The organism is Flavobacterium sp. GP15 (assembly GCF_014281985.1).
In the GTDB taxonomy this organism is placed as follows: Bacteria; Bacteroidota; Bacteroidia; order Flavobacteriales; family Flavobacteriaceae; genus Flavobacterium; species Flavobacterium pygoscelis.
Genome location: NZ_JACFTC010000003.1, coordinates 207324 through 226454 on the forward strand (window position 1 = coordinate 207324; position 19131 = coordinate 226454).

Below are 19131 nucleotides of genomic sequence, written 5' to 3' on the forward strand. Positions count from 1 at the left end.
AACTAGAAATGAATAAAATATTTACTTTTTTACTACTTTTTATTCTTGGTTTTGCCCAAGCACAACAACTGAACTGTACTGTTACTGTTGATGCACAACGTTTGAGTGTTACGAATCAGCAAGTTTTTAAAACCTTAGAGACTTCAATAAATGAATTTGTCAATAAAACAGATTGGACTGGTGTTGCGGTTAAGCAAAATGAGAAAATAAATTGCTCGATGTACATTACTATTTCCTCTAATAGCTTAGATCAATTTTCAGCAACTATTCAGGTGCAATCTTCCAGACCTATTTACAATTCCTCTTATTCCTCGCCGATTTTAAATTATAATGATAAAGACTTTAATTTTAGATATACTGAATTTGAAAATTTAATATTCAATCCAACCAGTTTTGATTCTAATTTAGTTTCTGTTTTAGCTTTTTATAGCTATATTATTATTGGTATGGATGCGGATACTTTTGTTTTAGAATCAGGTGATCCTAATTTTGAAATAGCACAAAATATTTCAAATGTTGCTTTACAAGGTGGATCAAAAGGATGGAGTCAAGCAGACGGAAATCAAACGCGTTATTTTTTGATAAATGATCTTTTATCACCAACATTCAAACAAATCAGGCAAACTACCTTTGATTATCACGTTGGTTTAGATTTGATGAGTACAGATCTAAAAACAGCTAAAGAGAAAATTAAAAATTCGATAAATAATCTTTCTAAGTTAAATGCTTCAAGACCTAATGCTTTTTTAACACGAGTATTTTTTGATGCAAAATCGGATGAAATCGTTTCTATATTCTCTGGCGGACCCAGTATTACGGTTTCAGACTTAACAGAGAACCTAAATAAAATTTCTCCTTTGAATATGAGCAAGTGGTCTCTGATAAAATATTAATTTGTTTTTCAAATTTTAGTTAAAACCTTGTTCCGCATTTCTAATAAACAACTATAAATGATAAGTTCACTTTCGATAAAAAACTATGCTTTAATAGAAAAATTAACTATTGATTTTTCTAGAGGTTTCTCTACTATTACTGGTGAAACGGGTGCTGGTAAATCAATAATTTTAGGTGCTATTGGTCTCGTTTTAGGAAAAAGAGCTGATCTTACTTCCTTAAAAAATAAAGAAGAAAAATGTATTATTGAAGCCCATTTTGAAATAGCTAAATATAATTTGAAACCTTTTTTTGAAGCCAATGATTTAGATTACGAAGAGGAAACTATAATTAGACGCGAAATTCTTCCTTCTGGTAAATCTAGAGCTTTTATTAATGATAGTCCTGTGAATCTTCAAGAGCTTCAGGAATTAAGCATGTTTTTGATAGATATTCATTCGCAGCAACAAACTCAAGAACTTTCTGATGAAAATGTTCAATTCAAAATAATTGACGCTATTGCTAATAACAAAGAGACAATTATAGAGTATCAATTGCTTTTAAAAACTTTTAAATCCGATCAGTCTAAATTAAATTCTATTTTAAAAAGACAAAGTGAATCTAAAAAAGAGCAGGAATACAATACTTTTTTGTTAGACGAATTGGTTACAGCAAAATTGAAAGTAGGTGAACAAGAAACATTAGAAGCAGATTTTGAAAAATTAAATAATGTTGAAATTATTAAAGAATCACTTGATAAAGCATTAGCAATTGCTAATGAAGAACAAATTGGGGTTCGAAATAATTTGAATGAAATAAAAATTTCGTTACAAAAAATAGGCAGTTTTTCAACTGATTACAGCGCATTACTGGAAAGAGTTTCAAGTTTAACTATAGAGTTTGATGATATTTCTCAAGAGATGAATCGCTTTTCAGAAAAACTAATAAATGATCCAGAACAATTGGACTTAATTAGTCAAAAATTGCAGGTAATTTTCAACCTTCAAAAGAAACATCAAGTCTCTACGGTTGGGGAATTGCTTGATATTCAGCTTAATTTAGAAAACGCTGTTCTTGAATTAGGAAACATGGAAGAAGAAATTACTATGTTGAACAAATCAATTGATTCTAAAAGAGTTGAACTCGACGAATTGGCAGATAAAATTCATTCCAATAGAGAAAAATCTATTCCTGTTTTATCTCAAAAATTAATTACTATTTTAGAAACTTTGGGAATGCCTAACGTAAGTTTTAAAATTGATATAACAGGAAGTGAGAATTACTTTAGTAATGGTAAAGACGAACTAGAGTTCTTATTTTCTGCTAATAAAGGAACTGATTTTGGTTTGCTGAAAAAAGTAGCTTCAGGAGGAGAAATGTCTCGAATTATGTTGGCGGTAAAAGCAATATTGGCTCAATATTCAAAACTACCAACATTAATATTTGATGAAATTGATACCGGTGTTTCTGGTGAAATTGCTATTAGAATGGGAGAAATCATGAAGGAAATGAGTCGTGAAATGCAAATATTTGCAATTACTCACTTGCCTCAAATCGCTGCTAAAGGAGAGGCGCATTTTAAAGTTTCAAAAGCAACAGTTGGAGAGGATACACAATCAGAATTAAAGTTATTAAACCAAGATCAACGAATAGTAGAGATTGCACAAATGTTATCTGGTACTGTTGTTTCTGAGTCAGCCTTAAATCATGCAAAAGCATTGCTTAACTAATATTTTCCTTTATATTTGTTTCCTTTTGGAACATTTGGCGGAAGCTTATAAAAAAAATACAAAATATTAAATTTAAAGAATTACCCAATATGATTATAGAACCTAGAATGAGAGGCTTTATTTGTACGACATCTCACCCAGAGGGATGCGCTCAAAATGTTAAAAATCAGATAGAATATATAAAATCAAAAGGAGCTATTAATGGCGCGAAAAAAGTTTTAGTAATTGGTGCCTCGACTGGTTTTGGTCTGGCTTCTAGAATTACAAGTGCTTTTGGTAGCGACGCCGCAACTATTGGTGTATTTTTTGAAAAAGAGCCTGCTGAAGGGAAAACAGCTTCACCAGGTTGGTATAATTCTGCTGCTTTTGAAACAGAAGCTCATAAAGCAGGTCTTTATGCAAAAAGCATCAACGGAGATGCTTTTTCTAATGAAATAAAAAGACAAACACTAGATTTAATTAAAGCAGATTTAGGTCAAGTCGATTTGATTATTTACAGTCTTGCTTCACCAGTTCGTATGAATCCTACAACTGGAGTATTACACCGTTCTGTTTTGAAACCAATTGGTGATGTATTTACTAATAAAACTGTAGATTTTCATTCTGGTAAAGTTTCTGAAATATCTATTCAGCCAAGTAGTGGTGATGATATTGAGAATACAGTTGCTGTTATGGGCGGTGAGGATTGGTCTATGTGGATTGATGCTTTAAAAGCAGAAAATTTATTAGCGCCAGGAGCTACAACTGTTGCTTATTCTTATATTGGGCCCTCTTTGACAGAAGCAGTTTATAGAAAAGGTACCATAGGACGCGCAAAAGATCATCTTGAAGCTACTGCATTTGCCATCACTGAAAAGTTAGCAGACATTGAAGGAAAAGCATTTGTATCTGTAAATAAAGCATTAGTTACTCAAGCAAGTTCAGCAATTCCTGTCATTCCATTATACATCTCTTTGTTATACAAAATAATGAAGGAGGAAGGAATACATGAAGGATGTATCGAGCAAATTCAGCGTTTATATCAAGAAAGATTATTTACCGGAAAACCAGTTCCTGTGGATGAAAAAGGTAGAATTCGCGTTGATGATTTAGAAATGCGTGCTGATGTTCAGGAAAAAATAGCTAAATTATGGGTTGAGGCAGTAACAGAAAATTTATCTGAAATAGGAGATTTAGAAGGTTATAGAAAAGATTTTTATAACTTATTTGGATTTGATGTTCAAGGTGTAGATTACAAAGCCGATGCAAACGAAATGGTAAACATCGAAAGTATAGGATAATTTATATTTATTTCTATACAAGGTTACGTATAGAAATGCATAAAAATATTTAAAAACCATCAACTTATAGTTGGTGGTTTTTTTATGGATAAAGATTATATTTGTTAAAATTTTCAAGCCCCAAAAAATTAAAATAATACCCAATCTAATTTATGTTGTTTTCCTTAATTATTCCTGTTTACAATCGTCCTGATGAAGTTGATGAGCTCTTAGAAAGTTTGACTCATTCTACCTATGATGATATTTTTGAAATTGTGCTTGTAGAAGATGGATCCTCTTTGCTGTGCAAGGATATAGCTCAGAAATATGGTGATCGTCTTGATATTTCCTATTATTACAAGGATAATTCAGGCCCTGGTGATTCAAGAAATTACGGAATGAGAAAGGCGAGAGGTGATTACTTTATTATTTTTGACTCTGATTGCATCATTCCAAAAGAGTACTTAAGTGAAGTTGATAAAGCTTTAGAACAAAATTATGTCGATTGTTTTGGTGGTCCAGACAAAGCGTTAGATAGTTTTTCGGATATTCAAAAAGCAATTAATTTTGCCATGACCTCTTTTCTTACCACGGGAGGAATAAGAGGAGGTTCTGAGAAAATTGGTAAATTTCAACCTAGAAGTTTTAATATGGGATTGTCTAAAAAAGCTTTTGATGCTTCAAAAGGTTTTGGAAATATCCATCCAGGTGAAGATCCCGATTTATCCATTCGTTTGTGGAACTTAGGTTTTGAAACCAAACTTTTTACAAACGCATACGTCTATCACAAAAGAAGAATTGACTGGGATAAATTCTCTGTACAAGTAAATAAATTTGGAAAAGCGAGACCGATCCTTAACAGTTGGTATCCAAGATACAATAAATTGACCTTTTTTTTTCCTTCGCTTTTTATCATCGGATTCTTTGTATCTATTGCATTACTCTTAATTTTTAATTTTGATTATTTATTACAGCTTTATTTTATTTACTTTTTACTTTTATTTTTAGTTTCTTCTTACCAAAATAAGAGTATCAAAATAGGATTTTTATCTTTAATAGCGGTTTGGAACCAATTTTATGGTTATGGTTTAGGTTTTATAAAGTCCTATTTTAAAGTGATTATTCTAAAACAAAAACCACAAGAAGCTTTCCCTGAGTTATTTTTTAAAATATAGTTATGACAAAGATTATAGGCTTAACAGGCGGAATAGGAAGCGGAAAAACAACTATTGCGAACTATTTGCATTCTTTTGGTATTCCAATTTATATTGCTGATGATGAAGCTAGAAAATTGATGCAATCTAAGGAGATTACTGTCGCTCTTGAAAATACTTTTGGAGAAGCTATTTTTGAAAACGGAATCCTCAATAGAGAAAAACTGGCAGCCATTGTGTTTAATGAGCCAGAGAAATTGGAACAATTAAATGCAATTGTTCATCCTGTGGTGAAAAGACATTTTGAGAATTGGCTTACTGAAAATAATAAAGCTTCTTATATTATTTATGAAGCTGCTATATTATTTGAAAGTGGAAGTTATAAAAAATGTGATATAATTATCACTGTGACAGCACCATTAGAAACAAGAGTTGAACGGGTTATTAAAAGGGATAAAACCAGTCGAGAACTTATTTTAAAAAGAATTAAAGCACAATGGACTGATGAGCAACGCATATCAAAAAGTAATTTTGTTATAGAAAATAGTTCATTAGAAGTTGCAAAGCAAAAAGCAGACGAAATTCTTAAAATTTTAGCGATTACACAAAAACACTGATAGGTGTTAATGTTTGGTTAATGTATTATTTAATATATTGTTAAAATACTAATTTTGTCACGATGAATAAACTTTTTTTTAGATTACTTGTTTTGCTAATGAGCTTATCCCTAATTGGGATAATTCTTGTACAGGTGTATTGGTTTAATACTTCTTTTAATAACAATGATGAACAATTTAAGTTTCATGTAAAGCAAGTTATTAGTGATGTTGCTAATAAAATTCAGAAACAAGAAGCCTATAATTTTTATGATAAGATAAATCATTATAAAGATAGTACGGGTAATATTCCAAAAAAGAATGAAATAACAGAGTTTTATTACGTTCAAAAGAATCCAAAAACTAATAAAACGATAGTATATTCTAATAGTATAACATCAGAAGATTTTAATATTTCACCTACGTTCTTTGATAAGAAATTTGATAGCGAAAAATTTAGAAGCTTTAGTTCCAAGCGTGTAACTGAAGTTTATAATAATAAATCTATCGATAAATCTGGCGTTTCTCAAAGTTTGATTCCTGATGTTAGAATTGAAAAAATGGGGAATTTGGATGCTTTAGATAATGCTTCCTTCGAGATATATTATAAAGATTATGCATCAGCTTTGCCCATTCAAGAAAGAGTTTCAAAAGAAACTTTAAGTAAATTGATTAAAAAGGAATTAGAAGAATCGGGTGTGAACACCAAATTTGAGTTCAGTATTTATAGCAATAATTTAGCAACAAATGTAAAATCAAGTGATTTTAAATACGATAAAGACGCAACTTATTCTATTCCTATTTTTTCAGATAATGAAGGAAATAGTAAATACCAGCTTTTAGTAACTTTTCCTTATAAAAAGAAATTTTTGCTATCACAGTTGGTTAGTATTACTATACTTTCTATCATTTTTACATTGATTATTTTGATTGCTTACACTAGTGCTTTAAATCAATTAGTGCGTCAGCGTCAGATTTCTGAAATTAAGAATGATTTTATCAATAATATGACGCATGAGTTTAAAACTCCTATCGCCACGATAAACTTAGCTTTGGATGCTATTAGAAATCCAAAAATTATTGATGATAAAGAAAAGGTTCTTCGATACCTTCAAATGATAAAAGATGAGAACAAGCGAATGCATGCACAAGTTGAAAATGTGTTACGCATATCAAAATTAGAAAAGAAAGAGCTTGATATTACTAAAGAGCCTCATAATGCGCATGATGTAATAAATGATGCGATTGAGCATGTGAATTTAATATTAGAAGACCGACAAGGAACGATTGTTTGTCACTTTAATGCCTTAAGAAATACCATTTTAGTAAATGATGTGCATTTTACTAATGTAATTGTAAATATATTAGAAAATGCAATAAAATATTCTCCGAATATTCCTGAGATAGAAATTTTTACAGAAAATATCAAAGATATGATCATTGTTAAAATTAAAGACAAAGGTTTAGGAATGAGTAAAGTAGCTCAAAAAAGAATTTTTGAAAAATTTTATAGAGAACATACTGGAGATATTCATAATGTAAAAGGACATGGACTAGGTTTAGCCTATGTAAAAAGAATAGTTGACGACCATAATGGTCAAGTTTATGTAGAAAGTGAAAAGGGAAAAGGAAGTACCTTCATTATAAAATTACCACTAATAAATTAGTATATGGAAAATGTAAATAAAAAAATACTTCTTGTAGAAGACGATCTTAACTTTGGAGCAGTTTTAAAAGATTATTTAATGTTAAATGATTTTGACGTTACCTTAGCTAAGAACGGAATGGAAGGATTTGAAAAATTCAAAAAAGATGCTTTCGACTTGTGTATTCTAGATGTGATGATGCCTTATAAAGACGGATATACACTTGCTAAGGAAATTAGAGAAAAAAATAATGAAGTGCCAATTATTTTCTTGACTGCAAAATCTATGAAAGAGGATGTTTTAAAAGGATACAAAGCAGGTGCGGATGATTATTTAAACAAACCATTTGATTCTGAAGTATTGTTGATGAAAATTAAAGCAATCATTCAGAGAAAATCATCAGATGTTAAAACAGAACAAGTACAGTTTGAATTTAATATTGGTAAATTCCATTTGAATTCTAAATTGCGTTTCTTGACGTTTAACAACGAAGAACCAATAAAACTATCTCCTAAAGAGAATGAATTATTAAAGATGCTAATTCTTCATGAAAATGATTTAATGCCAAGAGAGTTGGCTTTGACTAAAATATGGAGAGATGACAACTATTTTACTTCAAGAAGTATGGATGTTTATATTGCTAAGTTGAGAAAATACTTGAAACTTGATGAAGATGTTGAGATTTTAAACATTCACGGAGAAGGATTTAGATTAGTTGTTAAAAACAAAGTAAAGGAATAAATAAAAAAAGGCTTCAATTTATTGAAGCCTTTTTTATTTACTGTATTTTCTATTATCTTACTTCCAATTTAGTTGGAGCGCAAAGCTTGTCTTATCTTCTTTAGTGATACTAAAAATAGTTTCGCTCTGAGATATACTTTCATGAATAAGTACATGATCTTTTAATGATAATTCTTTTAAAAAGTTCATTTCAAAACTTTCTATTTTTTGACTTAAAATTAAATTTTCATCTACTAAATCCATACACCATTCTAAATATTTTACATTATTTACATGGTTTACAATATCTAAATCGGATAGGAAGACCTTTTTTTCAAAAAGAACTTCTTTTTCATGATTCAAATTAATTTTTGAAAACCCGTGAATAGTAGCTTTTTTTTCTGGATATAGGTCAAAGTGTTCAAAGGGCAATGCTAACGCTTCTGGACGACGTTTTTGTGTATTGAAAACAGCCCAAAATGTCTCAGAGCCAATTATTTTTTCACCATTCAAGTGCATTTCTAAGGCACGAACAGAGCGTGAATTTTCAAGAGAGTTAATCCATGTGGTAACCGTTACTTTATCACCAGATTTAGGTAGTTTTTTGATTTCTACACGCATTCTGCTTAAAACCCATGCTTGATAAAATTCTTGCATATCTGTAAAACTAATTCCTCCAGTTTCAGAATGCGCTGCCGCTGTTAATTGTAAAAGATTACATAAATCTGTATATTTTAAATATCCGTTTGGAGCACATTGTGTAAAGTTGATATCCCAATCTTTGCTTAATATTGAGGTGAAATTTGAAGCTATTGGCATTGATAGTTTTTTAAGAATTAATTATTTAATTATTGTTTAATGGAATTGATATATGAAATTACTTTTTCAATTGGAGTTTCAAAATCAAACCATTTTGTTTTTTCATTTCTTTTAAACCAAGTTAATTGCCTTTTAGAAAACCTTCTCGTGTTTTTCTTTATTTCTTCGATGGCAAATTCCAATGAAATAGCATGATCAAAATAACTAAATAATTCTCTATAACCTACAGTTTGAAGTGCATTTAAATCTCTGTGAGCATATAATTTTTTAGCTTCGGCTAGTAGTCCTTCGCTCATCATAGTATCTACCCGTTGGTTGATTCGGTTATATATTATTTTTCTATCTGCTTCAAGACCTATTAAAATAGGAGTGAAGTTTCGAGTTTTTTCTTTTTGATTTAAAAAAGAAGAATAGGGTTTGCCAGAACCCAAACAAACCTCGACAAAGCGCATCATGCGTTGCGGATTTTGTAACGTTTGTGGATTTTCAAGGTTTAAAACAGCATAATATGTTGGGTCAAGTTCTTGTAGTTTTTGCTGCAAATAACCAATTCCTAATTTTTCGTAATTTGAATTTACTGCTGTTCTTACTGATGTATCAATTTCTGGAAATTCATCAAAACCTTTGAGAATGCCATCTACATATAGTCCGGATCCACCCACTAAAATGGCATAATCATTTGTTAAAAATAATTCGTCTAATTTTGAAAGGGCTTCTTTTTCATAGTCGCCTACCGTATAATTTTCGAAAACTGATTTATTTTGTATAAAGTGATGTTTGGCTGCTGCTAATTCTGAAATGCTTGGTACAGCTGTTCCAATACTCATTTCTTTGAAAAATTGTCGGCTATCGCAAGAGAGTATTTCGCAATTAAAGTAATTGGCCAAAATAATACTCCAGGAAGTTTTTCCGATGGCTGTTGGTCCGACTATAGTGATTAGATATTTCATACTTTTTAGCCCAGATAGAAACGAAAACCCCGGAAGTAGTACAGTTTTTTTTCTTGGTATAAAAGAGCGATCGGAGTGAGCTCCTTTTATGCCTTAGAAAAATTTCTGTAATAGTGAGGAGTTGTAGTGTATAGCTGGATTGGCTTCTGGTTAATAAATTAAAGTGCTACTCCACAATGATAACAAAATTTTGCATTATATTCTTGTCCCTCAGTACCACAATTGGGACAAGGATTTGTTGCTTTTGGAATTCCTTTTTTTGCATTATAATTGGCAAATTCTGCCGATACAATTCCTGTGGGAACTGCAATTATTCCGTAACCCATGATCATAACAATTGATGCAATTGATTGTCCTAAAGGTGTTATAGGAGATATATCGCCATAACCTACGGTTGTTAATGTTACAATTGTCCAATAAATACTAATAGGAATACTACTAAATCCGCCTTCTTTTCCCTCTACAACATACATGAGTGAACCTATAATTACGCTACTTATGAGCATAAAATACATAAAAATGAGTATTTTTCCTTTGCTGGCAACCAAAGCTTCTTTTAGATTAATAGATTGATTGGAGAATTGTGGATGTTTTAATATTTTAAATAATCGTAAAAGACGTACGGCACGCAAAACAGATAAAACACTGGTTCCTACGAAAAATAAGGAAAAATACATAGGCAAAGTAGCCAGTAAATCGATTATTCCGTAAAAACTAAAGATGTATTTTACAGGTTTTTTGAGTGATATAATTCGGAGAATATACTCTATTGTAAAGAAAACAGTAATTACCCATTCTAGTGCAATAAGTTCGAAATGGTATTTTTGATCGAATCCTTTTACGGTTTCTAACATTACAATGATGACACTTACGACTATTACTCCCAGTAATACGAGATCAAACAATCTTCCGTAAGCTGTATTAGTTCCGTATATGATAATATTTACTCTTTGCCTGAAGGTGTCGAATTTTGACTTTATTCTTTCCATAAATTAGGTGTTGATTAATATATGTTTAGAATTTTAGAGTTTTAATTGTTTTATTTTTTCGAACATGTGCCTGAATAATATTCTTGGTGTCTCGGTTATTTTGCATCGGAATAATAATATTTCTCAGTATATCGATATTATTAATTTGATAGTTTAAATCGTAAAAAGCATATCCTTTATAGATTCCGTTTTCTATTAAAACTGCCGATCTTTCACTAATAGTTCTCCCTTTGTCTTGGATAATCATGTTTTGATTTTCAAAACTGTTTTTATTCATAAATTCAGTTACTCTGGCATTGTAAACTTCGGGACTTACCTTATCAATACAAGCTCCATCACATTCTTTTATGCTGTATTGAAAACAACTTGTTTTAGTCTCATAGAGACCAGTAAGTTTTTGACACAAATTATAATGGGATGTAATTCTAAACAAGGCATTTTTGGCTTCTTGCAAAGAGGCAAAAGAGGTAATTTCTTTTTTGCGACCGTCTGCTTTTTGTATTTTTAAGTTTAGATATCCTTTCTCATCCTTTTCAGAGTACAAAGCATATTGAAAAATACTTTTTCGCTGTGCTCTGTTTAAAATAGGTTTGTTTATTTTTATTTCTTGACTTTCTTTCAATAAGGCAATCAATTCGCTTCCGGTTTCTTCATAAGTAACCGTAAAAACTTGTGTTTGAATTTTTTTGCATTTAGCAGAAGTTCCAGTAAAATGCTGGTTGATTCGCTTTTTTATATTTCTACTTTTACCAATATAGATTAAATTGCTCTTTACATCATGAATGTAATAAACGCCTGTTGTTGTTGGCAATTTTGAAACGATATCTAGTAATTTTGGAGCTATTCCTTTCTCTACTTCTAGTTTTATGAAATCTTTTACAATTTCTTTTTCTATGTCTTTTTCTAAGAGTATTTTGAATAATTTAATAGTTGCAAGTGCATCTCCACTGGCTCTATGTCTGTCTGCCATTGGTATTCCCAGTGCACGAACTAACTTACCTAAACTGTGTGAAGGTTGTTCAGGTAATAATTTTTTAGATAATTCTACGGTACATAATGTTCTGGCTTGAAAATCATACCCCAATCGTCTAAATTCTGTTCTTAAAATTCGGTAATCAAAAGAGGCGTTGTGGGCTACAATAACGCAATCGTTTGTTATTTCGATGATGCGTTTGGCTACTTCAAAAAATTTAGGAGCAGAGCGCAACATGGCGTTATTAATTCCAGTGAGTTTAACTACAAAGGGTTGTATTGGAATTTCAGGATTTACTAAACTAATGAATTGATCTATTACTTCATGACCATCAAATTTATAAATGGCGATTTCCGTAATTCCTTCTTCGTTAAATTGACCTCCTGTGGTTTCTATGTCTAGTATTGCGTACAAATTTCAGTATTCAGTTTTTAGTAATCAGTGTTTGGTGATTATTCTTCGGGATTAAAAATTTGTTTTTCAAAATCTGAAATCAAAAATAGTTAATCAGAAATCACCAATCAGTTTCTTCCGCCAAAGATACTACTTCCTATTCGAACCATTGTGCTTCCGCAATCAATTGCCATTTGATAATCACCAGACATTCCCATAGAAATAGTATTAAGTTGAGAATTTTTAGGATTCATTCTTTGTAGATTTTCAAAAATATTTTTTAAATGCGAAAATTCTTTTTTCACTTGGGCTTTATCATCTGTAAAAGTTGCCATTCCCATTACACCTATTATTTGAATGTTTTTCATTTCCTCAAACAAAGAGGAGGAGACAAGAGCTATTAGTTCCTCTTGGTTTAGTCCAAACTTAGTTTCTTCTTCTGCAATGTGAATTTGTAACAAACAATCAATAATTCTGTTGTTCTTTTTTGCTTGTTTATCAATTTCTTGTAACAATTTTAAACTATCCACACCATGAATTAAATGAACAAATGGCGCCATAAATTTAACTTTATTGGTTTGAACATGTCCAATCATATGCCAGAGTATGTCTTTTGGCATTTCTTGATATTTCTCGGCCATTTCTTGAATTTTGTTTTCACCAAAAATTCGTTGTCCAGCCTCGTAAGCTTGCATTAAATCTGATACAGGTTTAGTTTTTGACACAGCAACCAGCGTTACTTGTTTTGGTAAAGTAGATTTTATAGAAACTAGGTTTTCTGCTATTGCCATTTTTTGATCTTTTAATATTGTTTTTTAATATAATTTAAAATTCATAAATCACTAAACCGCTTCTAAATTTAGGCTCTATAAAAGTGCTTTTTGGAGGCATTATTTGATTTTCATGGGCCAAAGCTTTAATTTCTTCAATATTTGAAGGGAATAAAAGGAAGCCAACTTCAAATTCTCCTTGATCAATTTTATTTTTCACCTCTAAAACAGATTGTTTTCCTGAAAGGTACTCAATTCTTTCATCATTGCGCAAATCCTCTATTCCTAGTAGTGGTAATAATACTTTTTTGTATAAAATTTGAGTGTCCAAAGATTCTAAAGAACTATTAATTTCATCCTTCTCTTTTCTTAATATTAAACTATAAAATTCAGAATCAAGATACATTCCAAAATGATGTTTTTCAAGCGGTTGAAAAGGCTGCTGGTATTTGTTTTCGATAATGAAATTATTTTCTAAAGCCTTAATGAAATCCTGTTTTGACAATCCATTAAGATCTTTTATCAATCTATTGAATTCGTATATTTTTACATTATTTTCTGAAATTAAATAACTTAAAATATGGTTTTTTGAAGTGTTCTGTATGTCTTTATTTTCTTGAGAAAGCATTTTCAAGGCTTCGGTACGATGATGACCATCAGCAATATAAAGACTTTCCGTTTTTTCGAAAATATTTTGCAACCAATTAATTTCTAGAGTGTCTTCTATTTTCCATAGATAATGAATTTCTTTTTTGGTTGTCGAAAACTCAAAGTCAGCCAATTTTTGGCAACAATTAAAGATCCAATTTTCAATGGTTTTATTATCAGGATACGTCATTAGTACAGGTTCTGTATTGAACTCTGCATGTTGCATATACTCTTTTAATAATCGCACTCTAAAAGCAATTATATCTTCGTGTTTTTTTATAACATTATTGCAATAATCCTCTACACTTGTTCCTACGATAATACCTGTGAAGGAATGTGTTTTGGTTACAATTTTATGAATATAAATAGCAGGTTTTTTATCTTTAATTAAAATAATTTCATTTTTAAATTCCTGATACTTTTGATGTACTTGTCGGTATCTTTTTTCAAAAGAAACGGTTTCTTGATTGGTATAGGCTGGTTTTAATATGTGCAAAAAGGACAATGGATTAAAGTCTAATTGCGCTGCTAATTCCGCATTTACATATTCTTCGTAGGAACGACAAGTCACTAAGCAGACTTTGTCTCTTGTAGGTCTGACTGCTTGAAAAGGAACAATTTTAGCCATAAATCATTAGAAATTAAAAATTAAAAGTCAAAAGTCTCTGTACAATAATACAAAGACTTTTGACCTTTAAGAATGAAAATTATATAAATTGTTTTGAAATTTTTTCTGCTTTTTTATTTACAGAATAATCGTAAAAACCTTCACCAGATTTAACACCCATTTTTCCTGCTCTAACCATATTTACCAATAGTGGACAAGGAGCATATTTAGGGTTTTTGAAACCATCATACATCACATTTAAAATAGCCAAACAAACATCAAGTCCAATAAAATCGGCTAGCTGCAAAGGTCCCATAGGATGCCCCATTCCCAGCTTCATTACCGTATCAATTTCATAAACACCTGCAACCTTATTGTATAAAGTTTCGATTGCTTCATTGATCATTGGCATTAGTATTCGGTTAGCAACAAAACCTGGATAATCGTTTACTTCAACTGGTGTTTTTCCCAATTGAACAGACAATTCCATAATCGTTTTTGTTACTTCGTCAGAGGTATTGTAGCCACGAATAATTTCTACCAATTTCATAATAGGAACTGGATTCATAAAATGCATACCAATTACTCTTTCAGGATGCGTTACAACGCTTCCAATTTGAGTAATAGATATAGAAGAAGTGTTGGTGGCTAGTATCGTATTGTGAGCACAAGCCTCATTGAGTTGTTTGAAAATATTCAGTTTTAGTTCTACATTTTCTGTAGCCGCTTCTACTACTAAATCTACTCCAACAACACCATCTTTAATATCAGTATAGGTGATAATATTGGTGATTGTTTTTGCTTTGTCCTCATCAGTTATTGTTCCTTTAGAAACCATTCTGTCCAGATTCGCAGCTATAGTAGCCATTCCTTTATCCAATGATTTTTCGGATACATCAATTAATTTAACTGTAAAACCACTTTGAGCAAAGGTATGTGCTATACCATTTCCCATTGTTCCTGCGCCAATAACTGCTATTGTTTTCATTATTTATTTAAATTATAATATATGATTAGTTTTTTTTTTGAATATTATTTATCAAAACAGTCAATAATTTGATAGGCCACTCTTAAAGCTTCAGTTGCTTGTTCTAAAGTTACTATGGGACTGGTATTGTTTGTAATTGCATCGGCAAAAGACTCTAATTCATCCAAGATAGCATTGTTTTGCTCTACATCAGGATTAGAGAAGTAGATTTGTTTTTTTACTCCTTCGGCATTTTGCAAAATCATATCAAAATCTCCAGGAACTTCTGGTGCATCTTTCATTTTTACGACTTCACATTTCTTTTCTAGAAAATCAACAGAGATGTAGGCATCTTTCTGGAAAAAACGAGATTTTCGCATGTTTTTCATCGATATTCTGCTTGCCGTTAAATTGGCAACACATCCGTTTTCAAATTCAATACGAGCGTTTGCTATATCTGGAGTATCACTAATTACGGATACACCGCTGGCGCTAATTTTTTTTACTTTAGACTGAACCACACTCAAAATGGCGTCAATGTCATGGATCATTAAATCTAAAACCACGGGAACATCGGTACCACGAGGATTAAATTCTGCTAAACGATGGGATTCTATAAACATTGGGTTATCAATCATGTTTTTCGTTGCAGAAAATGCAGGATTAAAACGCTCCACATGACCAACTTGACCTTTTACATTATATTCTTTTGACAAAGCAATTATTTCCTCGGCTTCTTCAACAGTATTAGAAATGGGTTTCTCTATAAAAACATGTTTACCCGATTTAATTGCAACTTTAGCACATTTATAGTGAGAGAGAGTAGGGGTTACAATGTCAATAACATCAACAGCATGTATTAGAGTGGCAATAGTACTGAAATTTTTATAACCAAATTCTTTAGAAATTTTTTCTGCATTTTCTTGATTAGGGTCGTAAAAACCCACTAATTCATATTTTTCAGATTGTTGTAATAAACGCAAATGTATTTTTCCTAGGTGACCTGCACCTAATACTCCAATTTTTAGCATAATGATGTTCTTTCTACAAAAATAGGAATAAAAATTAAAATTCAATTTTTTAAAATACCAAATTGTATTGAAATCATAATAAATTCATCTGTAATTTGCTACTTGCTTATTGGTTTTATTACTTCTATTTTTACCAAAAAAATAATATTTAATTTTGAAAGATACAGCCAAACATCAAGGACTTCGGAATCAATTAGTAAGCGTTTTAGAGCAAAAAGGTATTACTGATAAAAGTGTTTTGGATGCGATAAAAAAAATACCAAGACACTTATTCTTAGATTCAAGTTTTTCGGATCATGCCTATCAGGATAAAGCATTTCCCATTGGCGCAGGTCAAACTATTTCTCATCCCTATACCGTAGCTTTTCAATCCCAATTGTTAGAGGTGCAAAAAGAAGATAAAGTCCTAGAAATAGGCACGGGTTCAGGTTATCAAACAGCGGTTTTATGTAATATGGGTGCAAAAGTGTATAGTATTGAGAGACAGAATGAGCTGTTTAAGAAAACATCTATTTTGTTTCCAAAACTAAATATTAGACCCAAACATATTTCATTTGGAGATGGTTATAAAGGATTACCGGGTTACGCTCCTTTTGATAGTATTATTGTAACTGCTGGAGCTCCTTTTATACCACAACCTTTGATGGCACAACTTAAAATAGGAGGTAGGCTCGTTATTCCACTTGGTGAAGAGGTGCAAATTATGACATTATTAATTCGAGTAAACGAAACTCAATTTGAAAAACATGAGTTTGGAGAGTTCCGATTTGTTCCTTTATTAGAAGATAGAAATTAATAAAAATGCCCAATTCCTTTTTTTAAGTAGTTGGGCATTTTTTTATTGACTAATAATTCCGATGTAACGAGCTAAGTTTTCTTTTTGAGTTTGAGCAACAAATAGCATAAAAGCTTCTTTATTGTTTTTATTTTGAGCGGTTTCTAGTGTTTGATTGTATTGTATTCTACTTTCGTAATCTCCTTTTATATTTGTAATTACGTAACCATTTTGCAATAAGATTAAATTCATAACTAATCGAGCGGTTATTCCGTTTCCATCAATAAATGGGTGAGTTTTTGTTAAACGCTCGTGTAGTTCTGCAGCCAAAACAATTGGATGAATCTTATTTTTATTGGCATCATACCAAATAAAAAACGCTTCCATTTCATTGGGAATAGCATTTGGTTGAGGCGGAATGTAGGTACTTCCTTTTATCATTACCTGCACTTTTCGATACCGTCCAGCCTCTTGAGGAAGAATTCCTCTCAAAATTAAATTATGAATGGATAAAAACTCCGCTTCATTAAACGATATTTTTTTTTGAGCCAAATCTTTTATAAAAGTTATAGCTTCCTGATGATTAATTGCTTCTAGATGTTCTCGCATGCTTTTTCCGGCAATTGTTATGCCTTCATTAATCACTAAATCCGTTTCGCGAAGCGTCATGGTATTTCCTTCCAGGCGATTACTCTCATAAGTATATTCTAACTCTAACGCTGTAGTAATGCTAGAACTTTCATACTGACGGAATGTGTCTAATTTTGCTTTTAATATATCTATCTCAGTTAAAATTTTCTGTAGTGCTGCAGATAATATAATGGTTGTTGATTTATTTTGAGATCTAATTTCTTGCTCTGCGACTATCAAAGCTTTTAATGCAAATTCATCTTGACCAATTTCGTGAAGAATTTTTTCTTTGAGCCATACAATCATTATGGTTTCTAAATCAATTTCTAATAAAGAAGCTAGTTTAATAACTTGATCTCTGGTGGGTTTACGAGTTCCGCTTTCAAACTTGCTGATTAATGCTTGATCAATCCCTAATATTTGTGCTACTTCTCTAGTTTTGAGATCTTTTATTTCTCTTGCGTTTTTAAGTAGTGTTTTCATTATTAAGTATTGATTGTGTTTGTCTTGACAAATTCAGTCAATTTTTTAACTACAAAGAATCGATTTTATGTTTTAAAATTAAATTTAAAACGCTTTTTTTATTCTATCAAGATCTCTTTTTGTGTCTTGTTCTTTCAAGGATTCTCGCTTGTCATACGTTTTCTTTCCTTTACAAAGACCAATTTGTAGTTTAGCTAATCCTTTTTCATTGGTAAATAATTTCAAAGGAACAATTGTTAACCCTTTTGCTTGGACACTTTTCAGTAAACCTTTGAGTTCCTTTTTTTTCAAAAGTAATTTGCGTTCACTTCTGGCTTTATGGTTGAATTGATTACCAAAAGTATATTCTTCAATATAAGTATTAATAGCAAAAAGTTCATTATTACTAAATTCACAAAAACTCTCTGTGATATTTGCCTTTCCCAATCGTATCGATTTTATTTCGGTTCCAGCCAAGACGATTCCAGCAGTAAATCTTTCGATTATTTCATAGTCGAATTTAGCTCTTTTATTGAATATGTTTATAGTTTTTAGCATAGTGTTGCAAAGGTATAATAAAAAAGAAAAGATCCTTAATAATCAATAATAATTAGATTTTAGAAGCATTCTTTTAGCGTAATTTTAAGAGTTGATAATTTATGGCCTCTCCAACTATTGTTACAATATAAAGATTTCCAAAAGTGTTTTCCGGAATATCAGTATAAATATTTTGGTCAATTATTTGATTAACAAAATTTGGTATGGTATTACTATGACCAACAATCAAAACTTTTTTGTCTAAATTTTCTTTTTTAAAAGATTCAATATCAATCATTTTAGGATTGTATTTTGTAATACTGAGTTTTTGACTTAAAGCTGTTGGTGTTACCGTTTGTAGGGTTCTATTATAATCAGTTGCATAAATGGCATCGAAATTTATATTAGAAAATAATTCGTTCCATATTTTGGCTCTTTCAGTACCCATTTCAGATAAATTAGTATTTTTAGAATCATCTACTTTCTCTGCATGTCTAATAAAATAATAGGTAGTTACTTTGTTTTGTGCAAAACTAACTTGCAAAACAAAAAAAGCCACTAACCATAAATATTTTTTCATTTTTACTAATTTTAAAATTTGT

At 30.9% G+C, this 19131-nt stretch carries 19 protein-coding genes; 8 read left to right on the plus strand and 11 right to left on the minus strand.

Going from position 1 to position 19131, the window contains the following annotated elements:
• Window positions 1-8 precede the first annotated feature (8 nt).
• The 7 genes from H2650_RS08885 (at window position 9) to H2650_RS08915 (ending at window position 7999) form a co-directional block, all read left to right on the plus strand.
• The gene (locus tag H2650_RS08885) at window positions 9-893 is read left to right on the plus strand and encodes a DUF4835 family protein (RefSeq protein ID WP_188050449.1); all 885 of its coding nucleotides are present in this window, start codon (window positions 9-11) and stop codon (window positions 891-893) included.
• A gap of 57 nt (window positions 894-950) precedes the next feature.
• The gene (gene recN / locus H2650_RS08890; RefSeq protein ID WP_188050450.1) at window positions 951-2603 is read left to right on the plus strand and encodes a DNA repair protein RecN; all 1653 of its coding nucleotides are present in this window, start codon (window positions 951-953) and stop codon (window positions 2601-2603) included.
• A gap of 89 nt (window positions 2604-2692) precedes the next feature.
• Window positions 2693-3883, plus strand: a complete 1191-nt coding sequence (gene fabV, locus H2650_RS08895) for an enoyl-ACP reductase FabV (protein ID WP_188050451.1) — start codon at window positions 2693-2695, stop codon at window positions 3881-3883.
• 152 nt (window positions 3884-4035) lie between these two features.
• Window positions 4036-5037 carry a glycosyltransferase family 2 protein gene (locus tag H2650_RS08900; RefSeq protein ID WP_188050452.1) on the plus strand — a complete coding sequence of 334 codons (1002 nt, stop codon included), beginning with the start codon at window positions 4036-4038 and terminating at the stop codon, window positions 5035-5037.
• 2 nt (window positions 5038-5039) lie between these two features.
• Complete coding sequence (gene coaE, locus H2650_RS08905) at window positions 5040-5633, plus strand: dephospho-CoA kinase (protein ID WP_188050453.1); 594 nt, start codon at window positions 5040-5042, stop codon at window positions 5631-5633.
• A 62-nt stretch (window positions 5634-5695) separates the two neighbouring features.
• On the plus strand, window positions 5696-7279 hold the full coding sequence (locus H2650_RS08910; RefSeq protein ID WP_188050454.1) for a sensor histidine kinase KdpD: 1584 nt from the start codon (window positions 5696-5698) through the stop codon (window positions 7277-7279).
• A gap of 3 nt (window positions 7280-7282) precedes the next feature.
• Window positions 7283-7999, plus strand: a complete 717-nt coding sequence (locus tag H2650_RS08915) for a response regulator transcription factor (protein ID WP_188050455.1) — start codon at window positions 7283-7285, stop codon at window positions 7997-7999.
• 57 nt (window positions 8000-8056) lie between these two features.
• Here the strand turns inward: H2650_RS08915 and H2650_RS08920 are convergent, their stop codons facing one another.
• The 8 genes from H2650_RS08920 to H2650_RS08955 all read right to left on the minus strand — a co-directional run bounded on the left by H2650_RS08920 (window position 8057) and on the right by H2650_RS08955 (window position 16125).
• Complete coding sequence (locus H2650_RS08920; RefSeq protein WP_188050456.1) at window positions 8057-8797, minus strand: acyl-[acyl-carrier-protein] thioesterase; 741 nt, start codon at window positions 8795-8797, stop codon at window positions 8057-8059.
• Between the two features lie 29 nt (window positions 8798-8826).
• Window positions 8827-9747: a tRNA (adenosine(37)-N6)-dimethylallyltransferase MiaA gene (miaA, locus tag H2650_RS08925; RefSeq protein ID WP_188050457.1), complete on the minus strand. Its 921-nt coding sequence runs from the start codon at window positions 9745-9747 to the stop codon at window positions 8827-8829.
• A 158-nt stretch (window positions 9748-9905) separates the two neighbouring features.
• Window positions 9906-10736 carry an ion transporter gene (locus H2650_RS08930; protein WP_188050458.1) on the minus strand — a complete coding sequence of 277 codons (831 nt, stop codon included), beginning with the start codon at window positions 10734-10736 and terminating at the stop codon, window positions 9906-9908.
• Window positions 10737-10761: 25 nt separating this feature from the next.
• On the minus strand, window positions 10762-12123 hold the full coding sequence (locus H2650_RS08935; protein WP_188050459.1) for an exonuclease domain-containing protein: 1362 nt from the start codon (window positions 12121-12123) through the stop codon (window positions 10762-10764).
• 107 nt (window positions 12124-12230) lie between these two features.
• A complete protein-coding gene (locus H2650_RS08940; RefSeq protein ID WP_188050460.1) occupies window positions 12231-12893 on the minus strand; it encodes a YggS family pyridoxal phosphate-dependent enzyme in 663 nt (220 codons plus the stop codon).
• Window positions 12894-12927: 34 nt separating this feature from the next.
• Complete coding sequence (locus tag H2650_RS08945) at window positions 12928-14148, minus strand: DUF1015 domain-containing protein (protein ID WP_188050461.1); 1221 nt, start codon at window positions 14146-14148, stop codon at window positions 12928-12930.
• Window positions 14149-14227: 79 nt separating this feature from the next.
• Window positions 14228-15115, minus strand: coding sequence for a 3-hydroxyacyl-CoA dehydrogenase family protein (locus H2650_RS08950; RefSeq protein WP_188050462.1), 888 nt, complete (start codon window positions 15113-15115; stop codon window positions 14228-14230).
• A 44-nt stretch (window positions 15116-15159) separates the two neighbouring features.
• Entirely contained in the window at window positions 15160-16125 is a 966-nt protein-coding gene (locus H2650_RS08955) for a Gfo/Idh/MocA family protein (protein ID WP_188050463.1), read from the minus strand.
• Between the two features lie 154 nt (window positions 16126-16279).
• Here H2650_RS08955 and H2650_RS08960 point away from each other — a divergent pair, with 154 nt between their 5' ends.
• Entirely contained in the window at window positions 16280-16921 is a 642-nt protein-coding gene (locus tag H2650_RS08960) for a protein-L-isoaspartate(D-aspartate) O-methyltransferase (protein ID WP_188050464.1), read from the plus strand.
• Window positions 16922-16963: 42 nt separating this feature from the next.
• Here H2650_RS08960 and H2650_RS08965 read toward each other — a convergent pair whose 3' ends face one another.
• From H2650_RS08965 to H2650_RS08975, 3 genes are all read right to left on the minus strand, one after another.
• The gene (locus H2650_RS08965; protein WP_188050465.1) at window positions 16964-18013 is read right to left on the minus strand and encodes a Fic family protein; all 1050 of its coding nucleotides are present in this window, start codon (window positions 18011-18013) and stop codon (window positions 16964-16966) included.
• Between the two features lie 84 nt (window positions 18014-18097).
• Entirely contained in the window at window positions 18098-18550 is a 453-nt protein-coding gene (smpB, locus tag H2650_RS08970; protein WP_188050466.1) for an SsrA-binding protein SmpB, read from the minus strand.
• A 73-nt stretch (window positions 18551-18623) separates the two neighbouring features.
• Window positions 18624-19109: a histidine phosphatase family protein gene (locus H2650_RS08975; RefSeq protein WP_188050467.1), complete on the minus strand. Its 486-nt coding sequence runs from the start codon at window positions 19107-19109 to the stop codon at window positions 18624-18626.
• Window positions 19110-19131 lie beyond the last annotated feature (22 nt).

Coding starts and splice junctions, on each gene's coding strand:
- H2650_RS08885 (WP_188050449.1), top strand. CDS start 9: ATGAATAAAATATTTACTTTTTTACTACTTTTTATTCTTGGTTTTGCC.
- recN (WP_188050450.1), top strand. CDS start 951: ATGATAAGTTCACTTTCGATAAAAAACTATGCTTTAATAGAAAAATTA.
- fabV (WP_188050451.1), top strand. CDS start 2,693: ATGATTATAGAACCTAGAATGAGAGGCTTTATTTGTACGACATCTCAC.
- H2650_RS08900 (WP_188050452.1), top strand. CDS start 4,036: ATGTTGTTTTCCTTAATTATTCCTGTTTACAATCGTCCTGATGAAGTT.
- coaE (WP_188050453.1), top strand. CDS start 5,040: ATGACAAAGATTATAGGCTTAACAGGCGGAATAGGAAGCGGAAAAACA.
- H2650_RS08910 (WP_188050454.1), top strand. CDS start 5,696: ATGAATAAACTTTTTTTTAGATTACTTGTTTTGCTAATGAGCTTATCC.
- H2650_RS08915 (WP_188050455.1), top strand. CDS start 7,283: ATGGAAAATGTAAATAAAAAAATACTTCTTGTAGAAGACGATCTTAAC.
- H2650_RS08920 (WP_188050456.1), bottom strand. CDS start 8,797: ATGCCAATAGCTTCAAATTTCACCTCAATATTAAGCAAAGATTGGGAT.
- miaA (WP_188050457.1), bottom strand. CDS start 9,747: ATGAAATATCTAATCACTATAGTCGGACCAACAGCCATCGGAAAAACT.
- H2650_RS08930 (WP_188050458.1), bottom strand. CDS start 10,736: ATGGAAAGAATAAAGTCAAAATTCGACACCTTCAGGCAAAGAGTAAAT.
- H2650_RS08940 (WP_188050460.1), bottom strand. CDS start 12,893: ATGGCAATAGCAGAAAACCTAGTTTCTATAAAATCTACTTTACCAAAA.
- H2650_RS08945 (WP_188050461.1), bottom strand. CDS start 14,148: ATGGCTAAAATTGTTCCTTTTCAAGCAGTCAGACCTACAAGAGACAAA.
- H2650_RS08950 (WP_188050462.1), bottom strand. CDS start 15,115: ATGAAAACAATAGCAGTTATTGGCGCAGGAACAATGGGAAATGGTATA.
- H2650_RS08955 (WP_188050463.1), bottom strand. CDS start 16,125: ATGCTAAAAATTGGAGTATTAGGTGCAGGTCACCTAGGAAAAATACAT.
- H2650_RS08965 (WP_188050465.1), bottom strand. CDS start 18,013: ATGAAAACACTACTTAAAAACGCAAGAGAAATAAAAGATCTCAAAACT.
- smpB (WP_188050466.1), bottom strand. CDS start 18,550: ATGCTAAAAACTATAAACATATTCAATAAAAGAGCTAAATTCGACTAT.
- H2650_RS08975 (WP_188050467.1), bottom strand. CDS start 19,109: ATGAAAAAATATTTATGGTTAGTGGCTTTTTTTGTTTTGCAAGTTAGT.